The 17,858-nt window shown below is 62.6% G+C and carries 17 protein-coding genes and 1 pseudogene; 6 read left to right on the top strand and 12 right to left on the bottom strand.

Annotated elements, in window-relative coordinates; all coding sequences use genetic code 11:
* Positions 1-3 precede the first annotated feature (3 nt).
* Genes DES43_RS17220 through DES43_RS17210 form a run of 3 tightly spaced genes read left to right on the top strand, consistent with a single transcriptional unit; the run spans position 4 to position 2,782 of the window.
* A complete protein-coding gene (locus DES43_RS17220) occupies positions 4-816 on the top strand; it encodes an ABC transporter permease (RefSeq protein ID WP_035031422.1) in 813 nt (270 codons plus the stop codon).
* Entirely contained in the window at positions 813-1,562 is a 750-nt protein-coding gene (locus DES43_RS17215; protein ID WP_035031419.1) for an ABC transporter ATP-binding protein, read from the top strand. Before DES43_RS17220 ends, DES43_RS17215 begins: the two co-directional genes overlap by 4 nt.
* Positions 1,563-1,564: 2 nt before the next feature.
* Positions 1,565-2,782, top strand: coding sequence for an NnrS family protein (locus tag DES43_RS17210; protein ID WP_035031417.1), 1,218 nt, complete (start codon positions 1,565-1,567; stop codon positions 2,780-2,782).
* A 73-nt stretch (positions 2,783-2,855) separates the two neighbouring features.
* On the opposite strand, the gene ctaD is transcribed toward DES43_RS17210, so the two are convergent.
* Together ctaD and DES43_RS17200 are read right to left on the bottom strand one after the other, a co-directional pair.
* Positions 2,856-4,454: a cytochrome c oxidase subunit I gene (gene ctaD, locus DES43_RS17205; protein ID WP_035031414.1), complete on the bottom strand. Its 1,599-nt coding sequence runs from the start codon at positions 4,452-4,454 to the stop codon at positions 2,856-2,858.
* Positions 4,455-4,562: 108 nt separating this feature from the next.
* Positions 4,563-5,231 carry a 5-formyltetrahydrofolate cyclo-ligase gene (locus DES43_RS17200; RefSeq protein ID WP_133675842.1) on the bottom strand — a complete coding sequence of 223 codons (669 nt, stop codon included), beginning with the start codon at positions 5,229-5,231 and terminating at the stop codon, positions 4,563-4,565.
* 110 nt (positions 5,232-5,341) lie between these two features.
* On the opposite strand from DES43_RS17200, the gene DES43_RS17195 reads away from it, so the two are divergent.
* The gene (locus DES43_RS17195; protein ID WP_035031412.1) at positions 5,342-6,181 is read left to right on the top strand and encodes a LysR family transcriptional regulator; all 840 of its coding nucleotides are present in this window, start codon (positions 5,342-5,344) and stop codon (positions 6,179-6,181) included.
* Here the strand turns inward: DES43_RS17195 and DES43_RS23015 are convergent.
* Positions 6,181-6,362: pseudogene (locus tag DES43_RS23015) on the bottom strand (cytosine deaminase); the annotation flags it as partial. The gene DES43_RS17195 and the pseudogene DES43_RS23015 sit on opposite strands and share 1 nt — an antisense overlap.
* Before the next feature lie 19 nt (positions 6,363-6,381).
* On the opposite strand from DES43_RS23015, the gene DES43_RS22475 reads away from it, so the two are divergent.
* Positions 6,382-6,876 (top strand): hypothetical protein, encoded by a 495-nt coding sequence (locus tag DES43_RS22475; RefSeq protein ID WP_166647774.1) that lies wholly within the window; start codon positions 6,382-6,384, stop codon positions 6,874-6,876.
* 159 nt (positions 6,877-7,035) lie between these two features.
* Entirely contained in the window at positions 7,036-7,497 is a 462-nt protein-coding gene (locus DES43_RS17185; RefSeq protein ID WP_035031409.1) for a Ros/MucR family transcriptional regulator, read from the top strand.
* Between the two features lie 277 nt (positions 7,498-7,774).
* Here the strand turns inward: DES43_RS17185 and DES43_RS17180 are convergent, their stop codons facing one another.
* The 9 genes from DES43_RS17180 to nikB all read right to left on the bottom strand — a co-directional run bounded on the left by DES43_RS17180 (position 7,775) and on the right by nikB (position 17,732).
* A complete protein-coding gene (locus tag DES43_RS17180; protein ID WP_208110846.1) occupies positions 7,775-8,482 on the bottom strand; it encodes an aspartate/glutamate racemase family protein in 708 nt (235 codons plus the stop codon).
* 5 nt (positions 8,483-8,487) lie between these two features.
* Positions 8,488-9,792: a TRAP transporter large permease gene (locus DES43_RS17175; protein ID WP_035031408.1), complete on the bottom strand. Its 1,305-nt coding sequence runs from the start codon at positions 9,790-9,792 to the stop codon at positions 8,488-8,490.
* Positions 9,789-10,358 (bottom strand): TRAP transporter small permease subunit, encoded by a 570-nt coding sequence (locus DES43_RS17170; protein WP_035031407.1) that lies wholly within the window; start codon positions 10,356-10,358, stop codon positions 9,789-9,791. The genes DES43_RS17175 and DES43_RS17170 overlap by 4 nt, the downstream gene beginning before the upstream one ends.
* Positions 10,359-10,380: 22 nt before the next feature.
* A complete protein-coding gene (locus DES43_RS17165) occupies positions 10,381-11,415 on the bottom strand; it encodes a TRAP transporter substrate-binding protein (protein WP_035031406.1) in 1,035 nt (344 codons plus the stop codon).
* Positions 11,416-11,670: 255 nt separating this feature from the next.
* On the bottom strand, positions 11,671-12,513 hold the full coding sequence (locus tag DES43_RS17160; protein WP_035031405.1) for a MurR/RpiR family transcriptional regulator: 843 nt from the start codon (positions 12,511-12,513) through the stop codon (positions 11,671-11,673).
* 265 nt (positions 12,514-12,778) lie between these two features.
* Positions 12,779-14,422, bottom strand: a complete 1,644-nt coding sequence (locus DES43_RS17155) for a N,N-dimethylformamidase beta subunit family domain-containing protein (RefSeq protein WP_035031402.1) — start codon at positions 14,420-14,422, stop codon at positions 12,779-12,781.
* A gap of 58 nt (positions 14,423-14,480) precedes the next feature.
* Positions 14,481-15,872 (bottom strand): MmgE/PrpD family protein, encoded by a 1,392-nt coding sequence (locus DES43_RS17150; RefSeq protein ID WP_051520765.1) that lies wholly within the window; start codon positions 15,870-15,872, stop codon positions 14,481-14,483.
* A 4-nt stretch (positions 15,873-15,876) separates the two neighbouring features.
* Positions 15,877-16,806, bottom strand: coding sequence for an ABC transporter permease (locus DES43_RS17145; RefSeq protein ID WP_035031388.1), 930 nt, complete (start codon positions 16,804-16,806; stop codon positions 15,877-15,879).
* Positions 16,803-17,732 (bottom strand): nickel ABC transporter permease, encoded by a 930-nt coding sequence (gene nikB, locus DES43_RS17140; protein ID WP_035031384.1) that lies wholly within the window; start codon positions 17,730-17,732, stop codon positions 16,803-16,805. Before nikB ends, DES43_RS17145 begins: the two co-directional genes overlap by 4 nt.
* Positions 17,733-17,858: the final 126 nt, after the last annotated feature.

Below are 17,858 nucleotides of genomic sequence, written 5' to 3'. Positions count from 1 at the left end.
GCGATGTTCGAAGCGGCGCTGTCACGGCTCGGGCGCATGGGAAGCTTCCTGTGGGCAGGCTGGTCCGGCCTTGCCGGGCTCGCGCTTCTGGCTGCGCTGTGGCAGGCCGGTCATGAGGCCTATGGCGCGTTCATCCTGCCCTCGCCGCTGGAGACGCTGGCGGCGGGAGCGGCCATCCTTTCCGACGGCCGCGCCTGGGAGGTGGCGATGCTCACATGCATCCGCGCGGTGGAAGGCTTTGCGGTTTCGGCGCTGGCCGGGGCCGTTTCGGGTCTGGCGGCAGGCTATTTTCCCGCCACCATGCGGCTCGCCCGGCCGCTCGTAACGGTTCTGCTGGGCGTGCCGCCGATTGCCTGGATCGTGCTGGCCATGATCTGGTTCGGCTCCACCGATGGCACAGTCGTCGTGACCGTCGTGGTCGCGGCGGCACCTCTGGTCTTCGTGGGCGTGGCCGAAGGGGTGATGACGCGCGACCGTGGGCTGGACGACATGGCGCGCGCCTTCGGCGCCGGGCCGGTGCAGCGCCTGATCACGCTCGGCCTGCGCCATGTCGCAGCGCATCTCTTTCCCGCACTGGCGGTTGCGCTCGGCATGGCTTTCAAGGTCGCAGTCATGGCCGAACTGCTGGCCAATGTCGGCGGCATCGGCGGTGAGCTGGCACGCAGCCGCGCCAATCTCGACGTGGCAGCCGCCCTCGCCTGGGTGACGATTGCGGTCGCAGCGCTGATTGTCGTGGAATACGGGGTCGTGCATCCCGTGCGCTCGGAGTTCGAGCGCTGGAGAGCCGCGGCCCAGCCATGGGGCGTCAAAAGATGAGCGTGCTTTCCCTCTCGCACATCGGCCATGCCTATTTCGGCCGGACCGTACTCGACAGGATCGACCTCGACGTCGAACCCGGCGAGATGGTGGCGCTCGTCGGCCCCTCCGGCTGCGGCAAGAGCACGCTGATCCATATCGCTGCCGGAATCGTGGAGCCGCTGCGCGGCACCGTTGCCGCCGGCTATCGCCGCCATGCCATGGTGTTCCAGGAACCGCGCCTGCTGCCCTGGGCCACCGCTCGCGACAACATCGCCTATCCGTTGCGGCTCGCCGGCATCCGGGCCCGCGAACGCAGGGCAAGGGCCGGGGCGGCGGCACGGCGCGTCGCCTTCGATGCCGTCGATCTCGACAAGTATCCGGCCGAGCTTTCCGGCGGCATGCGCCAGCGCGTGGCGATCGCACGCGCCCTTGGCGTCGACCCGGATTTCATTTTCTTCGACGAACCTTTCACCGCGCTCGACGCCGCCCTCAAGCGGCGCATGCAGGATCTCGTGATCGATGCGGCGCGCAACGCCCGTTTCGCCGCGCTGTTCGTAACCCATGACCTCATGGAGGCGGTGCGTATCGCCCATCGCATCGTCGTGCTCGATGTTGCCGGCAAGGGCATCGCAGGTCAGCGCATGCTGCCCGGCGAACCCGGCACACGCGAGGACAGCGACGTCTTCGCCGCAGTGCAGGCGTTCCTGAAACGGGACCCTCTGTTTCGTCATATCCACGATGTCAATGAACGGCGGGTGGCGTAACCATGCATGCTCCCGCCGAACGGCAGCCATCACCGCCAATCGGCGAGATTCTCGGAGACGAGGGCTTCCGGCTCTTCTTTCCGCTGGGGGCGATATACGCCGCGCTGTGGCCGCTGCAATGGGTTCTGGTGTTCGGTCTCGATCTGCCGCTGACGCGATCGACGCCGCCCGCCCTGTGGCATGCGCATGAGATGATCTTCGGCGCCTTCGGTGCGGCATTGATCGGCTTCATCACCACGGCCGTTCCCGAATGGACCGATACGCCGAAGATGCAGGGCCGACGCCTCTTTATTCTGGCGGGCTTGTGGGGTCTCGGCCGCCTTGTTGGCTTCTTTGGCGCGGATGCCGTTTCCGTTGTCGGCGCCATGGCCGACGCTGCATGGCTCGCGGCGCTCGCTGCCTATGTGACGCAGGTGTCGCTTCGCAGGCGCACCGACCGGCTGCTGGGTTTTCTGTTCTGGATTTCCGCCTTGCTGTGCACGCAACTTGCCGTGCGCTACGCGTTCCTGACAGGCGATGCCGAACAGGCGCAGTTGCTGCTGCATTGCTCCGGTCTTGTATTTCTCGGTCTTCTCGGACTGGCGCTGGCGCGTATCACCGTGCCCGTAACCAATCTGGTGCTCGATCCGGGCGAAGAGACCTCGCCCTTCCGTCCGCATCCCGGCCGCCGGCATCTGGCGCCAGGGCTGGTCGTCGTTGCGATAGCCGGCGAGCTTGCCGGGCTGTCGCCGGCGGCAAGCGGTTTCCTGATGATCGCGGCGGGCGCGGCTTTCATGGATCGCGTCGGCGAAGCTTTCATCGGACGTGAGGCTTTGCGCGCCGAAATCCTTGTCCTTGCGGCTGCGAGCGCCTTTGCCGGTTCGGGCCTGATCCTTGTCGGGGCGGCACGGCTGGGCGCGCCGTTTGGCGAGGCGGCCGGATTGCACACGGCCTTCATGGGGGGACTGGGCATCGGCGTGCTTGCGGTCTACTCCATCGCCGGTCTGCTTCACACAGGCCGGAAGCTCGTCTTCCCGCGGGGCGCGAAAGCCGCCTTCGCCTGCGCGGTCGCGGCAACGCTCCTGCGTGTCCTGCCCGATCTCGGCCTTGTCGCGCATCTGCCGGGGCCGCCTTACGCTGCGGCTTCCCTGCTGTGGGCCGCCGCCTTCCTCGTATGGCTGGCAAGCTATTGGCCGCTGTTTCGCCATCCGAGGGATTCCGGCGGGGACGGCTGCGGATGACCGGCTTCACCCAGCCTGCACAGGTAGTCCGCAGGGGCGACCTCCCATATCCGGCCGGCAGCACCGGCCTCCGTCAGGATATGCGGGGCAAGGAGCTGAACTGATGGTAGGGCGGTGGCGAGGACAATGTCCATTCCAGCGTGGTGGCGCCTTCGCCCCATGGGTTGGCTGAGGCTGCGCGCTTGCGCATGAAGGCTTCCGCCACGGCGATGAAGAACACCGCCAGCCCCGCGGCCGAGATGTAGGAGCCGACAGAGGAGATGAAGTTCCACCCTGCCATGGCGTCGGGATAGTCGGCATAGCGGCGTGGCATGCCGGCCAGCCCGAGGAAATGCTGAGGGAAGAAGACGAGGTTGACGCCAATGAAGGTCAGCCAGAAATGCACCCGGCCGAGCGTTTCGCTCATCATGTAGCCGGTCATCTTGGGGAACCAGTAGTAGAACCCGGCGAAGATGGCGAAGGCCGCTCCGAGCGAGAGCACGTAGTGGAAATGGGCCACCACGTAATAGGTGTCGTGCAGCACGCGGTCGAGGCCGGGATTTGCAAGCTGGACACCCGTGACGCCGCCAATGGTGAAGAGCAGCACGAAACCTGCCGCCCACAGCATGGGCACCCTGAAGGTGATCGACCCGCCCCACATCGTCGCCAGCCACGAGAAGACCTTGATGCCGGTGGGCACGGCAATGACCATCGAGGCGAAGGCGAAATAGCGCTGCGATTCGACCGATATGCCGACGGTGAACATGTGGTGCGCCCACACCACGAAGCCGATCAGCCCGATGGCCACCATGGCGTAGGCCATGCCGAGATAGCCGAAGATCGGCTTTCTGGCGAAGGTCGAGATGACATGGCTGACGATTCCGAAGCCCGGCAGGATCATGATGTAGACCTCCGGGTGCCCGAAGAACCAGAACAGGTGCTGGTAGAGGATCGGGTCGCCGCCGCCGGAGGGCACGAAGAAGGTGGTGTCGAAATTCCGGTCGGTAAGCACCATGGTGATGGCCCCCGCCAGAACCGGAAGCGACAGCAGCAGCATGAAGGCGGTGACCAGCATGGCCCATGCGAACAACGGCATGCGGTGCAGCGTCATGCCGGGCGCGCGCATGTTGAAGATGGTGGTGATGAAGTTGATGGCGCCGAGGATTGAGGACGCGCCCGACAGGTGGATCGACAGGATGACGAGATCGACCGCCGGCCCCGGCTGGCCGGTGGTGCCGGAGAAGGGCGGATACATCGTCCAGCCGCCGCCATGGCCCGGCACACCGGCCGCGCCCGGCACGAACAGGGACATGAGGAACAGGATCAGGGAGGACACCAGCAGCCAGAACGAGATGTTGTTCATGCGCGGGAAGGCCATGTCCGGCGCGCCGATCATGATCGGGATGAACCAGTTGCCGAACCCGCCGATCAGCGCCGGCATGATGACGAAGAAGATCATCACCAGCCCGTGGCCGGTGGCGACGACATTATAGAGGCCCGGATCGGCGAAGATCTGGAGGCCGGGTTCCTGAAGCTCCATGCGCAGCGCGACCGAAAGGCCGGTGCCCAGAATGCCGCACAGCATCGACAGGATCAGGTAGAGCGTGCCGATGTCCTTGTGGTTGGTGGAGAAAATCCATCTTGCGACGAAGCTCCGGCCGGAAGCCGGACTGTCATGAGTGGTGTCCGACATGCTCTTCTCCTTCCCTTTGCGTCCCGCTTTCGCGCGAGGGGTTGTTTCGGAAGGGGCGGCGTTACGCCGTCGCGGTCGGGAACAGGCCCTCGCCTGCGGATTGTGCGATCAGTCGGTGACGATCGCATCCATCGGAATATCGTGCGGCTGCGGGTAGATCGTCCTGATCCTGCTCAGCGTGTAACCGACGCCGATGGTCAGCGGTTTGCGCGGCATGGCGGCCAGCGTGCGGTCGAAGAAGCCGCCGCCGTAACCCAGCCTGTACCGCGCCTCGTCGAAGCCGACGACCGGGGCAATGACGACGTCCGGCAGCACTGCCGGGCCGCGTGAGGGCACCAGGATGTTCCACACGCCGCGTTCCAGCGGATCGCCGGGCGCCCATATCCGGTATTCCAGCGGCCAGCCCTTCTGGATAACGACCGGCAGCGCCAGCCTGCCGCCACGCTCGATGACGCCGATACCCCAGTTGCGCAGGTCCGGCTCTCCCCGGAATGGCCAGTATGTCCCCACGACGCGCCCCCGCAGCTCGCCGACCGCGGCGTCGAGCTTGTCAGCGATACGGACGGAGCGCGCGTGGCGTTGCTCCTGTTCCAGTGCCATACGCTCCGCGATCAGCCGCTCGCGCTCGGCTTTGCGCCAGCGCATGACGTCGCTCCAGGCATCCGAACGCAGGGGCATGAAACGGAATTCGGGATCCAGTTCATGCATGAAGCAGGGGGGCGACGCATATTCGGCGGTTTCAGTCTCCGCGTCCTTGCTCTGGGGATCGTCGCTCATCGTCGGCACCCTGGCTGATTGTCCCTTTCGAGGGTGCGCCTCCGGAAACCGGAAGGCAAATGGAATTAAATGCGGTATGAATGCAAAATAATTGCATTCAAGGCAGCGTCATGGACATAGACCGTGCCAGGACCTTTCTGGAGATCGTTCATACCGGCAGCTTCCTGAAAGCTTCGCATCGCCTGCACGTCACCCAGACGACGGTGAGCGCACGAATCCGCACGCTGGAGGAGGAGCTCGGCCGGCAACTGTTCGTGCGCAACCGCAACGGTGCGTCGCTGACTGCCGCCGGCCGCGAGTTCGAACGTTTCGCGCAATCCATGGTGCAGATCTGGGAGCGTGCGCGCCAGCAACTCACCATCCCGACCGGCCGCACCAGCGTCGTGGCGCTCGGCGGCGAACTCAGCCTGTGGAACCCGCTGCTGCTGGACTGGCTGGTGTGGATGAAGCGCGAGCAGCCGAAGATTGCGATTCACGCCCATGTCGGCGTACCCGACCAGCTGCTTGAACAGTTGCGGACGGGCGCGCTCGATCTTGCGGTGCTGTACGCGCCCAAGATGCTGCCGGGCTTCCGGGTCGAGCTGATCGAGGAAGAACAGCTCATTCTGGTGCGCACGCCCAGCAGGCAGGAGCCGCTGGATTATGTCCATGTCGACTGGGGCTCCGGCTTCGCCGCGCAACGCGGCTTCGGGCAGGCGTCATCCGCGGCGCCGGGCCTCATGGTCGGACTGGGTCCGCTCGGCCTCAGCTATGTCCTGCGCGCGGGCGGCATGGGATATTTCCGCAAGGGCGTGGCCGCCCCCCACATCGAAGCGGGCGAGCTCGAACCCGTCGAGGGTGCGCCGGAGTTCACCTATCCGGCCTATGCCGTCTATCCGGAATCGGCCGAAGCGCGAAGCGACGTGCAGGAAGCCCTGCGCGGCCTCAAGCAGGTGGTCGCCGCGCCCTGACGTCCCTGCAATCCGACACGAACCGTCCGGGCGGCCAGGGTCTCGATATGACGGGACATGGGGTCGTCGGATTGGTCGCAATGCATGTCGACCGGCAGACCGCGATCCGCAGCGATGCGGCACAAGGCTTCGACAGAAGCGGCCCCTCGCTCATGGTGCGTTCGTAACGGGAGATGCCGCCGCCGCCGTCGAGCTCTTCGATGATCCGGCTGGCGAAAGCCCTGTCGGCATTGCGGTTCACCAACCCGTTTCTTTTTGAGGGCCGGCGAGGATATCCGTTCAAGCACCGCATTTTCCCGGATCGCCATTTCATGGATCGCGCCCTCATGGTTGCAATCTTCCGGAATGCGGCCTCATTGCAGAGAGCCTTGAGGTTTTCCACCTGCGGCTGTTCACCGGCCGAAACCGTGCAGCGAACGCAGTTGCGGCGCGCATTCGATCAGATCGTTCATGCGCTTCCGATGAAGCGCCAGGGCCCGACAGAACAAGAACCGCCAGCAATTGTCTGGTTCCTGAAACCCCCGATATCTGTCGTGACTTGCGGCCTGCTGCCTTGCCGGCGGTCACATCGGCAACCGCCGCATCGAGGATCGGCATATGTTTCCAATGACATGGTGTTATTTTGTATTCAAAAAAACAACGACAATACAGGCAGGGAGATATGCGGGGCGGGGTGTGCATGGCATACGAAATAATCAGATTTTCTCTGTGGGCGGCTGTCATCAGATTGCAGTTTCCACGGAAACTGGCTGATTTTTCAAATACAGAGGATCGCCAGACCTCCTTGCGCTTCCGGCAAGGCGCATGCGATAGCATCGCTAGGGCGGTTAAATACCCTCGTAAAGGAGTAAAAAGTGACACAAATCCCGGAAAACAGACAAATTGAACTTGTCGAACTGACGGCCGATCTTGTTTCGGCCTACGTGTCGAACAATCCTGTCCCTGTTTCCGACTTGTCCGCGCTGGTCGCACAGGTGCACCACGCATTGAAAAACCTTGGCGCGACAGCTGAGGAAACGCCGCATCAGGAAAAGCCCGCGCCTGCCATATCCGTCAGGAAGTCGGTCACGCCGGACCATATTGTGTGTCTTGAAGACGGCAAAAAATTCAAGTCGCTCAAGCGGCACCTTGCCACGCATCACGGCATGACTCCCGAGGGCTACCGGGCCAGGTGGAACCTGCCCGCCGACTATCCGATGGTGGCTCCTGCCTACGCCGCTGCACGCTCGCAGCTGGCAAAGCAGATGGGACTTGGACGCAAAAAGCAGGAAGCTGCCGCGCCCGGGAAGAGAACGCGAAAAAAGCCAGATGCCTGAACGGGCAATGCAGCCACCTCGTCTCCCGCCCGTCTGATTGCAAAGGCTCCGTACCTGTAACGGAGCCTTTTCTTTCGGTTCCACTGCAAATTCCGCGGCGATCCGGCGGGAAATCATAAGATGAAACGAAACCCTCCGGAGCCGGCAACAACACGATCTCTTGACGTGCTGCCGTGGCTTTCGAAGTCTTGTCCCGAGAGGTGCGGGCCTCTCGGGCATCAATCGCGAAAGACGACCGGCCGGAGGTGCCTGCGCCGGATCCTGTCGGTAAATTCGATCAACCGTCCATCTGCTGCCGAAGCTGCAAGGCGATGCCTTCTGCCATTTTCACGGCTGCCTGCACAGCATCGATGATGGGTACGGAGATGTCGGCCTGCAAGGTTGAGGCTTTGCCCGCAAGTCCGCCGGAGCCGAGCAATATTGCTTCGGCCCCATCCATCTCGATAGCTTCGTGGATCGTCCGGAGAAACCGCAGCCGGGCCTCTGTTCCATTTTCGGAAGCGTCGGCCACACCCACGCCGGCGGCGCGCACTGTACAGATATCGGCAACGCCATAGTGCACCAGCAGATCATTGATTCCCGGCAAGGCCGCATGGACTGTGGTGACTATCGAGAAACGCCTGGCAAGGGTGCGCATGGCGGCAATTCCGGCCTCGCAGGGACCTACGACGGGCACCTTCGTCAAGGCGCGGGATTCGAAGAGCCCGATGTCGTCGAAACAACCAAGTACAAAGGCGTCGTATCCGGCAGACAGGTTCTCCGATACCAATGAAATCACACGCGGAACGGCCAGCGCGCGATGCTCGGCCGTTTCTATCGAAAATGGTCCCGTGGCAGGGTTCACCACTGTCACGGCGGTGGTTTCATGCACCACGCAGGCGGCGGCATCGCGTATGGTTCTCGTCACCGCCGGGTTTGTGTTCGGGTTGATGACAAGAAGGCGTCTGCCTTTTGCCGGTTCTTTGACGCCTTCCGCCCGTCGCAATGTCATCACCGGCCCGCCAATCGATCAGGAAGCCACATGACGATGTCCGGGAAGAACATCAGCATGATCGTGAACATGATCATTACGATCACGTAGGGGAAGGAGCCCCAGATGACATCGCTGTAGCCGCCGCCATCCTTGCGCACGCCGTGGACGATGAAGAGATTCATGCCCACAGGCGGCGTGATCAGCGCGATCTCGCACATCAGCACGATGAAGATGCCGAACCAGATCGGGTCGATACCCACCGAGACGACGATCGGGATGACAACCGGCACCGTCAGCACCAGCATCGACATGGCGTCCATGAAGGTTCCCAGCAGCACGTAGAAGACCAGAAGCGCGAACAGCAGTTCGATCTGTCCGAGGCCGAGCGACGCGATCCATTGGGTCATCGCCTGCGCCGCGCCCGTCATGGAGATGGTCACGTTGAGCAGGAGCGCACAAACCAGCACGATGATGACCATGCCGCTCGTCCTCGCCGCCTGGATCGAGCACTCGATCAGGAAGTGGATCGACATCCGGCCGTTGAGCGCGACGAATGCCATCGAGATGACGACGCCGATGGCTGCCGATTCGGTTGGTGTCGCCAACCCTCCATAGATCGATCCCATGACGACGGTGAAAATGACGAAAGGTGGAATGAGATGTTTTCCAAGCGCCAGCTTCTGCCGAAACGGCATATCGACCAGATCGGTCGCTTCCGCGCCTGCGTTCCGGTGCGCAATGAAGATGTAGAGGGAGAAGCAGAAGGCGAGAAGCAGTCCCGGCACAAGTCCTCCGGCGAAGAGTTGCCCAACCGACGCGTTGGCGAGCGACCCGTAAACCAGCAGGTTGATGCTTGGTGGAATGAGGATGCCGAGCGTGCCTCCGGCGGCCAGCGAGCCCAGAGCGGGCCGTATCGGGTATTTGTATTGCCGCAGCGCCGGCAGGGCGATGGTACCCACGGTCGCCGCCGTTGCCACCGAAGATCCCGAGGTGGCGGAAAACAGCGTACTGGTCGCTATATTGCTGTGAAGCAGGCCGCCCGGCAGACGGGCAAGCCATACCGCCATGGCATCGTACATGCGGTCCGCGATGCCGCCGCGCAGCAGCAGTTCGCCCAACAGCATGAACAATGGAATGGCGAGGATGGCCGGACTGTTGACGCTCTGCCAGATGACGCCGCCCATCATGTCGACAAGCGGGGCGCCATACAGGAAATAGCCGCCGAGTGCGCCGACGGTAATGATCGCGACCGCCACCGGAAAGCTGAGGAACATCAGAACCAGCATGGCGGCGAAGCCGACGAAGACGATGCCGATGCTCATTGGGCCATTCCTTCACGCTTCCTGAGATCGTCGAGTTCGGCCTGCAGTTCTTCCTCGGCCGATATGGTCCCGAACCGGCGTTTCAGCGCCGACCAGTCGCCGCGGGCGAGGAGCGTCAATGCCTGCGTCGCGAGAATGACCGCCGCAACGGGGAAGGTCACCGATGCGACAAGCCAGATCCCCTGTGGATAGATCAGCGGCGTGGCCCAGGGCGTCTGCGCGATGGACTTGTAGGCATGCGTGTCCATCACGGTCTGAACGGTGAAGTAGAAGAAGTACGCCGACAGTATCGCCATCGAGAGGGCGGCGATGGCATCCAGCGCCGCCTGTGCTTTCCTGGGGAACAGGTTGGTGAGCTGGGTGATGCGGATATGCGATTTCTGCACCAGCGCCACGGTGAAAGCCAGCGGGGCGCCCACCGCGATCGCATAGCCGCCCAACTCGTCGATTCCCCCGAGCGTGACGGAAAAGAATTTTCTGAGCAGCGTCTCCGCGGTTACCGCGAAGGACAGGAGGATCATCAATGCCCCGAATATGATGCCAAGAATGCGCGAATAGGCCTGCATCGTCCGTCTCCGTTTACGCGAACTAGAGGCCGAGCTGCGTGCCGACCGTTTCGCGCCACTTCGCCTCGCAGTCCGGCGCGACAGCGTTGCATTGCGCGGCCCAGATCGGCAGCGAGACTTCGCCCACCGCACCAGCCACCGTCTTCAGGTCCGCCTCGGAAACCGGCGCTTCGACCAGCTTGTAGGATACGCCGCGCTCGCACGGGGTCTGGCCGGTGTTGCAGCGCATGGCATCTTCATAGAGTTCCTCGGAGAATGCCCAGATGTCACTGGTCAGCGACGCAATGGCGCCGGCCAGCTTCTCCTGCTGTTCCGGCGTGAACTTGTTCCAGCTATTGGTGTTGATCGCATAGCCGTTGACAGCGAGCTGGAGGGCTATGGGCAGCACGGTGGTCGTCGCTTCCGGCCAGCCGCCGGAATTGGCCGAGGCAGGACCGGTGATGGCGCAATCCACCACGCCGCGCGCCAGTGACTGCTGGACCTCGCCGAACGGCATGGAGATGCCGGTTGCACCGAGCCTGGCCACGAAATTTGCGGCGCTCTGGTCGCCGACGCGCACCTTGTGACCTGAAAGTTCGGCGAGACCTTTCACTTCGGGCTTGCAGAAAAGAACCTGCGGACCCGCGGGCCAGATGCCGAGCAGCTTGCCGTTGAACTGGCTCTCGATGCGCCTGGCGACATAGGGGAAGAAGGCGTCGATGTGCTTCTTGCCGGCCTCATAACTGGTATTCAGCCCCACAAGATCGAGGCCCAGTACCGATGGCTCGTCACGGCTGACCTGTGGGCCACGGATCGAGATGATGTCGAACAGGCCGGACTTGAGGATGCGAAGCGCGTCGGTGTCGGGAATCCCGGCGACGTCGATGGGAAGGTATTCCACCTTGATGTCGAGGCCGGAGGTCTCGGCAAGCTTTTCAAAGAAGGGCTGCTCTTTCTGCTGGGCAATGAGGCCCGAACCCGAAGGCTGGCCGAGTACGCGCAGGGTGATGGTATCGGCACTGGCCGGCGCAGGCGCAAGAAGCATGGCGGCGGCGGCAAGCAGAGTACGGTACGACATGCGATTGTCCTTTCCCTCTGGATCAAATCAATTCCGGTCGGTCCGCGCAGGAATTGTGCGACCAGGGCTCTTGATGGCCTTTCCGTGACCTCATCCTAGCAGAAAGGAAATGAGATTTCACATAAAAGTTTGTGAAATTATAGTTTCTTTATAAATTACATTGACTTGCGGGGATAAAGCTCGTTTTCCCGATTGAACACGGCTATCTCAGCCGGGATTTTTCCGGATCGTTCCGGCACTCCGCCCAAATCGGGGTCAGAGTTCCTCCAGCGCGTCGTTGATCGCCTCGATTTCGCGCAGGCGCTTTCTTCCAGCGGTCGCCGCCAGCTCGATGCAGCGGCTGGCGATCAGATGGCAGACGGCCATGACCGACACATGGCTGAACAAGGGGCCGGGAGCCAATGTCTGGCAACGAATGTGCCAGGTTGCACGATCAAGGAAATTCTCTCCCTCGTCGGTAACGTAAAGCAGCTTTGCCGATGATCTGGCGACCTGATCGAGGATCTGGTCCATGCGGGCGATCCTGCGGCGCAGGCCGAAAACGATCACCACATCATCCGCAGCCAGACTTACCAGATGCTCGCCCATGGTTTGCCCTGCGCCGGGGATGGAAACGATGTTCTCCACGACCTGGGTAAGTTGCCACTGGAGATAGGCCGCGAAAGGCTGGCTGGCTCGGAACCCGACCACCCATACCTTGCGCGCGTCAAGGATTGCGGTGGCGATGGCGTTTACCTGTGTGTCGGCCAGCATCAGGAATGTTGCTTCCAGATTGGCTATTGCCTGGGCAGTATGTGTTGCGACCGACTGCGCACCGCTGGCATCCGCCGCAGAGGCGAGAAACAGACGCGAACCGGTTTGCTTCTCGACGCGGGCATGCCGGCGCGCTTCCTCGTAATTGTCGTAGCCCAGCCGCTTGATGAAACGCGAAACGGTAGCTTTCGAGACATGCGCCAGCATGGCCAGTTCCTGCGCGGAGTAGCTGGCGAGTTCACCGGGAAAATCACAAACGAATTCGCCTAGCCGCCGTTCGGCCGGTCGAAGCTGGGGCAGAGCCTCCCGTACTCTCGTCACAAAGGAGCGCTCCTTCGTTGCCATCCATCACTCCTTAAAGCCCGTTCCCACGCTAGCCTGAACGGGTCAGCAAGGGCAACTGTTGTCAATGGCCGGTGAGGAACACCCGTGAAACATCAATTTGCACAGATAAGCTTGAGCGGGCCTGCGCTGTCGCAGCCTGCTTCGAGCGGTGTGCGGAAACTGTCCTCCTGTTGCAGCCGCGCGCCACCGGTCCCGCCTTCCCGCAGGCAAAGTTGCCGGACACGCATCCGGAACGATCCGATCCTTGCGGCCAAAGCAGGCCCGGTCAGACGGGCTTGCGCAGATATTTGTTCAGCACGTTCATGGTCACTTTTTCGACCATGGGGTCTTCTTTCAGCAGGCCCGCAATCCATTCGCAGCTTCCTGCATGGAAGACCTCGCCCTTTCCCATTGGGAAATTGACGATCATTCCGCATCCGCGCTTTACCCGCTCGACATATTCCGCATCGTCGCTGCCGAAGCGCAGGCGGGCGACGAAACGAGCATCTGCATCGCCCATGAAGCGATGTTCCGCCGGCACGTCCGCGCTCTCTTCCTTGAGGGACGACAGGCCGAGCGCAAGAATCTGAAGACCTTCGGGAGCACCGCTGTCCGGAGTCGCCTCCGGCAGGCCATTTCGAATGATGTAGTCCAGCCCGTCGACCTCATAGCCGTAAACGTGGCTGTCGACGCCAAGCTGGTCGCCATAATAGAGACCGGTTCCTGCAAACGCCCAGTGCTCGGGGCGGTAGACCGGAAAGCCGCGCGTGCCTCGCGGCGCACACCCGCCCCATCCGGCATACAGGCCGTTGGTGGCGTTCAGCCCGAATGTCCGCGCGCCGGGCCGGCCGATATGCGGGTCTTCCCAGGCGCCGGACGTGCGGCTTCTGTCTGCCGCCCGATAGACAGGGTCTTCGTCGCGGGCGCGGTATTTGTAGCAGACATGACGCGCGCCCTCGTCCTCAAGGCGCGACTGCCACATGAAGTTGCCGGCGAAGCGGGCCACCCGGCCCCCGCGCGCGACATAGCTCTCGACAGCATCACGCATTTCCCATGTCCAGTATTCGTCGTGCCCGACGAAGACCACGCAGTCGTAAGCCTCCAGCAGTTCGGGCATGAAATGAAGCTCGTGCTGGCTTGCAAAATCCACGGCATAGCCTTGCCGCTCGGCCCAGCGGAAAAAATGGCTGTCATAGCTTGCCCAGCCGGAAGACGCATATTTCCGGCTGTGGCCAGTGGCGTAGGCCCATTCCATATGCGGATAGCGCGGGATCATGGCCGGCGGGATCGAAGGTTCCAGCGGCACGCGCGGCGCATCGGGCGGCAGCATGACAAAGCCGCGTGCCAATGGCCGTTCGATGCTGACTATCGGGGAATATTTGTTCTTCCCCGGACCGGTAAGGCCCTGATAGTGGTTGGACCCGCCCCAGGTGTTGTAAGCGGTCCAGGTTCCCGTGGCCGCAACCTGCAGCATGCGGCCGGGTTTGGCGCCCGGCAGCGGATGCACGATGAACATGTGGTAGCCGACGATTTCTTCCCCGGTTGGCCCGGTTCCGCGCAACGTCACGCGATAGGCGCCGGACGGCCAGTCCTGCGGAATGGTGATGCTGTGAGCGACCTCCCAGCCGCAGCCCCCGATCGAGCAGTCCTCGGGCGTTTCCTGCCAGCGCGCCGGAATATTGCTTTGCGTGCAGACGACCGTTTCGACGGCGCCGTCACGCGCGATCTCAAGATCGATCAGCGGTGCCGACGAGCTTATATGCAGATCGACCCGTGCGCCGGCCGGATAGGCATAGCGGCGTGTGTAGCACCAGATTTCCCCCTTTTCGCCGTCCATGCCGGGATATTCATAATAATGCCCCCGCACCGCTTCCCGCATCTGTTCGGGGGTAAGGCCGTGGTCGACAAATCCGGCAGTCTGCTTCGCCATGACGAGTTCCATCCGCGCCGCTGGCGTCGAAATCCATGATCCGTGGTTTTGAGACAGCTCAGGCGGAAGCGCCGGCCGGCCGCAGCGGTTGCCGCAACAGCGTGACAAGCGGCCAGTAGTCGCCTTCGTCGAATGCAGCGAAGGCCGGCTTGAAGTCCGCAGTGTCATAGCTGCGCGTCGCCCCGTCAAACTTCTCCATCAGCTTGTCCCGCGCCATCGGATTGTCCGGATCGCCGAGCGGATAAAGCACCTCGCGCATATGCTGCCCGGTCGCGGTCTTGAGGATAATGCGCGCGGCGGTGGTTTCGGGGAAGCGGTTGTCCAGCGTGGGGTCCACGAACAGATTGACCCGACGGGCAAAATCGACCGCCTTCTCATCGTGCAGGCGGTTATCCGACAAAGGAAGCAGTGCTTCGCGTCCGTACTGGGCCGCAACGCCCAGAACGAAGGGAACGGAATATTGCGCGCCTTCCAGTGTCTCGGGATCGACATCGTTGTTGAGCTTGAGAGCGCGGGCGAATGTGTGGACTTCGACGTGCTCCACCGCGTCGACCCGCAAGCCGTCATGTTCGAGAATGTCGGTCAATCCGTCGATGGCCGCGTGAGCCCAGCGGCAGCAGGAATAGGGTTTGAAGTAGACCCGCTCGATCGCAGCAGAGCGACCGAGACCGCGCACGATGTTGGACGCTTCGAAATAGGCCGGGTGGTCGAGAATATCGGTGGGGCCTGTGAAGCCGCTTGCGGCGAGATCCACTGCCACCACGCCAGTCAGCGTGCTCCACGGAATTCCTTCCTTTGCATGGTTGCCCATCACCTTGGAATAGCCGGCTGCCGACTGGTTGGGACCATGCACGCCGGCAATGGCCATCGCCTGCACGAGCTGGTCATGATCGAGACCGCGAAGGCGGCCGACCGCTGCCGCGACACCGTAGTTGCACCATTTTCCGGTCGACATCGTATCCAGACGGCTGAAGTCGCGCCCTGCGGCAACCCGCACGGCCACCTCGTATCCGACCACGATTGCCGCAGCCAGCTCCTCCCACGAGGCGTCGACTTCCTCGGCCACGGCGAGGCAGGCAGGGATGATCGCGGCGCCGGGGTGGCCGGTAGCGGCACGATGGCCGTCGTCAAGGTCGAGAATGCTGGCGGCATTGCAGTTGGCCAGAACGGCAGCGCTTGCCGGCACCATGGCTCCTGTGAACCAGACCGAACTGCGGCCCGCGCCGAAGGCGCTTCCGGCCACAGCGCGCGCGGCGCTCGCGCCGGTTTCCTGCGAGCCGGCGATTGCCGCCGTCACACAGTCGAGAACACAGTCTTTGACCGATTGCAGGGTCGCTTCCGACATTTTGGCAACGGAGACGCCCCCGATATAGCTGGCAAGGCGCGAAAGCGTGACAGTGCTTCTGCTGGAAGCGGCAGGCAGCGGACGGTTGGGATGGGTCAACGGCATGGTCTTATTTTCCTACTCGCTTCAGTCTCGGGTCCATTGCATCGCGCAGGCCGTCTCCGAGCAAATTGACTGACAGTATTGTAAACATGATCGCAAGCCCCGGCAGCGTCACCAGCCACCAGGCATTGAGTATGTAGTTGCGTCCTTCAGCCAGCATGATCCCCCAGGTCGGTGTCGGCGGGGGAACGCCCATGCCCAGAAATGAAAGCCCGCTTTCCCAGATGATGTAGTTGGCGGCGCGCACGGTGGCCAGAACCAGAATGGGCGCGATGGTATTGGGAAGAATATGCCGGCGGATGATGGTACGGTTCGGCGTCCCGATCGCTTCGGCGGCCCTGACATATTCCTTGCCGCGCACGGCAATGACGCTGCCGCGTACCGTGCGTGCATAGGTCACCCAGTCGGCCAGCGCCAGAATGATGATCAGATTGGTGAGTGAGGGTCCAAGCAGCGCAATCACCGAAATGGTCAACAGCATAAACGGATAGGCGAGGAAAAGATCGCCCACGCGCATGATGACGCTGTCGATCCAGCCGCCATAGAAGCCGGAGAGCGTGCCGAGCACCAGGCCGATGGAGAGGGCCATGGCGACAGCGCAAAAGGCGACGGTCAGCGAAATGCGCCCGCCAATCAGAATGCGTGAAAGCGTGTCGCGTCCGAGATGGTCGGTCCCCAGAGGCGTGGCCCACGAGCCGCCTTCCTGCCACACCGGCGGCACGAATGTATTGAGCAGATCGGTCGCCTCGCCATCCTGCCCGAGAAGAGCGGGCACGATGAAGCAGGCGAAAACGATCAGCACAAGTATCAGGGCGCCTATGAAGGCGCTGGGGCTCTGCAACAGCAGCGCGTGCAGCGCAGACCACGCACGCGCAGGCCCGCTCCTGCGCCTATAGGCCGGCCCGGCGTCGGCTGCATCCAGTTGTTCATGGCTCATTTGCTTGCTCTCCGCAGGCTGACATCGGGGTCCAGCCAGCCATAGGCGAGGTCGACCAGAAGGTTGACGATCACGAAGATCATCGACAGCAACATCACTGCTCCCTGCACCACCGGATAATCGCGGTCCATGATCGCCTGCACGATGAGACGGCCGACGCCGGGCCACGCAAAAACCGTTTCGATGATGACGGCCCCGCCAAGCAGCAGGCCGAATTCCATGCCGATCATGGTGACAAGCGGGATCATCGCGTTCTTCAGCGCATGCTTGCCGATCACGATATATTCCGGCAGCCCCTTGGCGCGGGCGGTGCGCACATAATCCTGCCCGAGAACCTCAAGCAGGGTGGAGCGCGTGAGGCGGGCAAACAGCGCGACCATGGAAATGCCCATGGCGGCGGCGGGCATGATGATCTGGGCGAAGCTGCCCCGGCCGGAGGTAGGCAGCCACCCAAGTTGCACCGAAAACAGCATGATCATCATGATGCCGAGCCAGAAGTGGGGCATGGACAGACCGAACAGCGCCAGGACCATGCTGGCCGTATCGATCAGGGTGCCGCGCTTCAGTGCCGAAACGATGCCGATCGGCAGGGCGATGACCAGTGCGAACGCCATGGAGAAGAACGCAAGCTCAACCGTGGCCGGGAGGCGTTCGAGAATGAGTGCCGCCACCGGTTCGTTGGAAAACAGCGAGCGGCCGAGATCGCCCCGCAACGCATTTCCCACAAAGCGCAGATACTGAACGACCACCGGATCGTCGAGCCCGAGTTTATGGCGCAGATCCTCGATCTGCTGCGAGGTCGCATCCTGCGGCAGCATGAGCCCGACAGGATCGCCCGAAAGCTGCAGAAACACGAAGCTGACGATGGATATCCCGACGATCACGAGCAGAGTATGGCTGAGCCGCTTCAGAACATAGGACAGCATAAAATCTGCTCCGTGCAGGATTGAAAGACAGCGCTATGATCCCAGCTGATCCGTCGCAAAGCCGCGCCGGATCCGGGGAGTGCGGACAGCCGGGCCACCGGCCGGGCTGTCCGCGTTTCAGTGGCG

This window comes from Aquamicrobium defluvii, assembly GCF_004363725.1.
GTDB classification, from domain to species: domain Bacteria; phylum Pseudomonadota; class Alphaproteobacteria; order Rhizobiales; family Rhizobiaceae; genus Mesorhizobium; species Mesorhizobium defluvii.
This window is presented reverse-complemented; position numbering and strand designations above follow the sequence as displayed.

Excerpts from the sequence above, each read along its gene's own strand:
- DES43_RS17170 (WP_035031407.1), bottom strand. The coding sequence starts at position 10,358 with ATGCAGGCCTATTCGCGCATTCTTGGCATCATATTCGGGGCATTGATG.
- DES43_RS17175 (WP_035031408.1), bottom strand. The coding sequence starts at position 9,792 with ATGAGCATCGGCATCGTCTTCGTCGGCTTCGCCGCCATGCTGGTTCTG.
- DES43_RS17165 (WP_035031406.1), bottom strand. The coding sequence starts at position 11,415 with ATGTCGTACCGTACTCTGCTTGCCGCCGCCGCCATGCTTCTTGCGCCT.
- nikB (WP_035031384.1), bottom strand. The coding sequence starts at position 17,732 with ATGCTGTCCTATGTTCTGAAGCGGCTCAGCCATACTCTGCTCGTGATC.
- DES43_RS17220 (WP_035031422.1), top strand. The coding sequence starts at position 4 with ATGTTCGAAGCGGCGCTGTCACGGCTCGGGCGCATGGGAAGCTTCCTG.
- DES43_RS17210 (WP_035031417.1), top strand. The coding sequence starts at position 1,565 with ATGCATGCTCCCGCCGAACGGCAGCCATCACCGCCAATCGGCGAGATT.
- ctaD (WP_035031414.1), bottom strand. The coding sequence starts at position 4,454 with ATGTCGGACACCACTCATGACAGTCCGGCTTCCGGCCGGAGCTTCGTC.
- DES43_RS17160 (WP_035031405.1), bottom strand. The coding sequence starts at position 12,513 with ATGGCAACGAAGGAGCGCTCCTTTGTGACGAGAGTACGGGAGGCTCTG.
- DES43_RS17150 (WP_051520765.1), bottom strand. The coding sequence starts at position 15,872 with ATGCCGTTGACCCATCCCAACCGTCCGCTGCCTGCCGCTTCCAGCAGA.
- DES43_RS22475 (WP_166647774.1), top strand. The coding sequence starts at position 6,382 with ATGATCCGGCTGGCGAAAGCCCTGTCGGCATTGCGGTTCACCAACCCG.
- DES43_RS17145 (WP_035031388.1), bottom strand. The coding sequence starts at position 16,806 with ATGAGCCATGAACAACTGGATGCAGCCGACGCCGGGCCGGCCTATAGG.
- DES43_RS17155 (WP_035031402.1), bottom strand. The coding sequence starts at position 14,422 with ATGGCGAAGCAGACTGCCGGATTTGTCGACCACGGCCTTACCCCCGAA.
- DES43_RS17195 (WP_035031412.1), top strand. The coding sequence starts at position 5,342 with ATGGACATAGACCGTGCCAGGACCTTTCTGGAGATCGTTCATACCGGC.
- DES43_RS17215 (WP_035031419.1), top strand. The coding sequence starts at position 813 with ATGAGCGTGCTTTCCCTCTCGCACATCGGCCATGCCTATTTCGGCCGG.
- DES43_RS17200 (WP_133675842.1), bottom strand. The coding sequence starts at position 5,231 with ATGAGCGACGATCCCCAGAGCAAGGACGCGGAGACTGAAACCGCCGAA.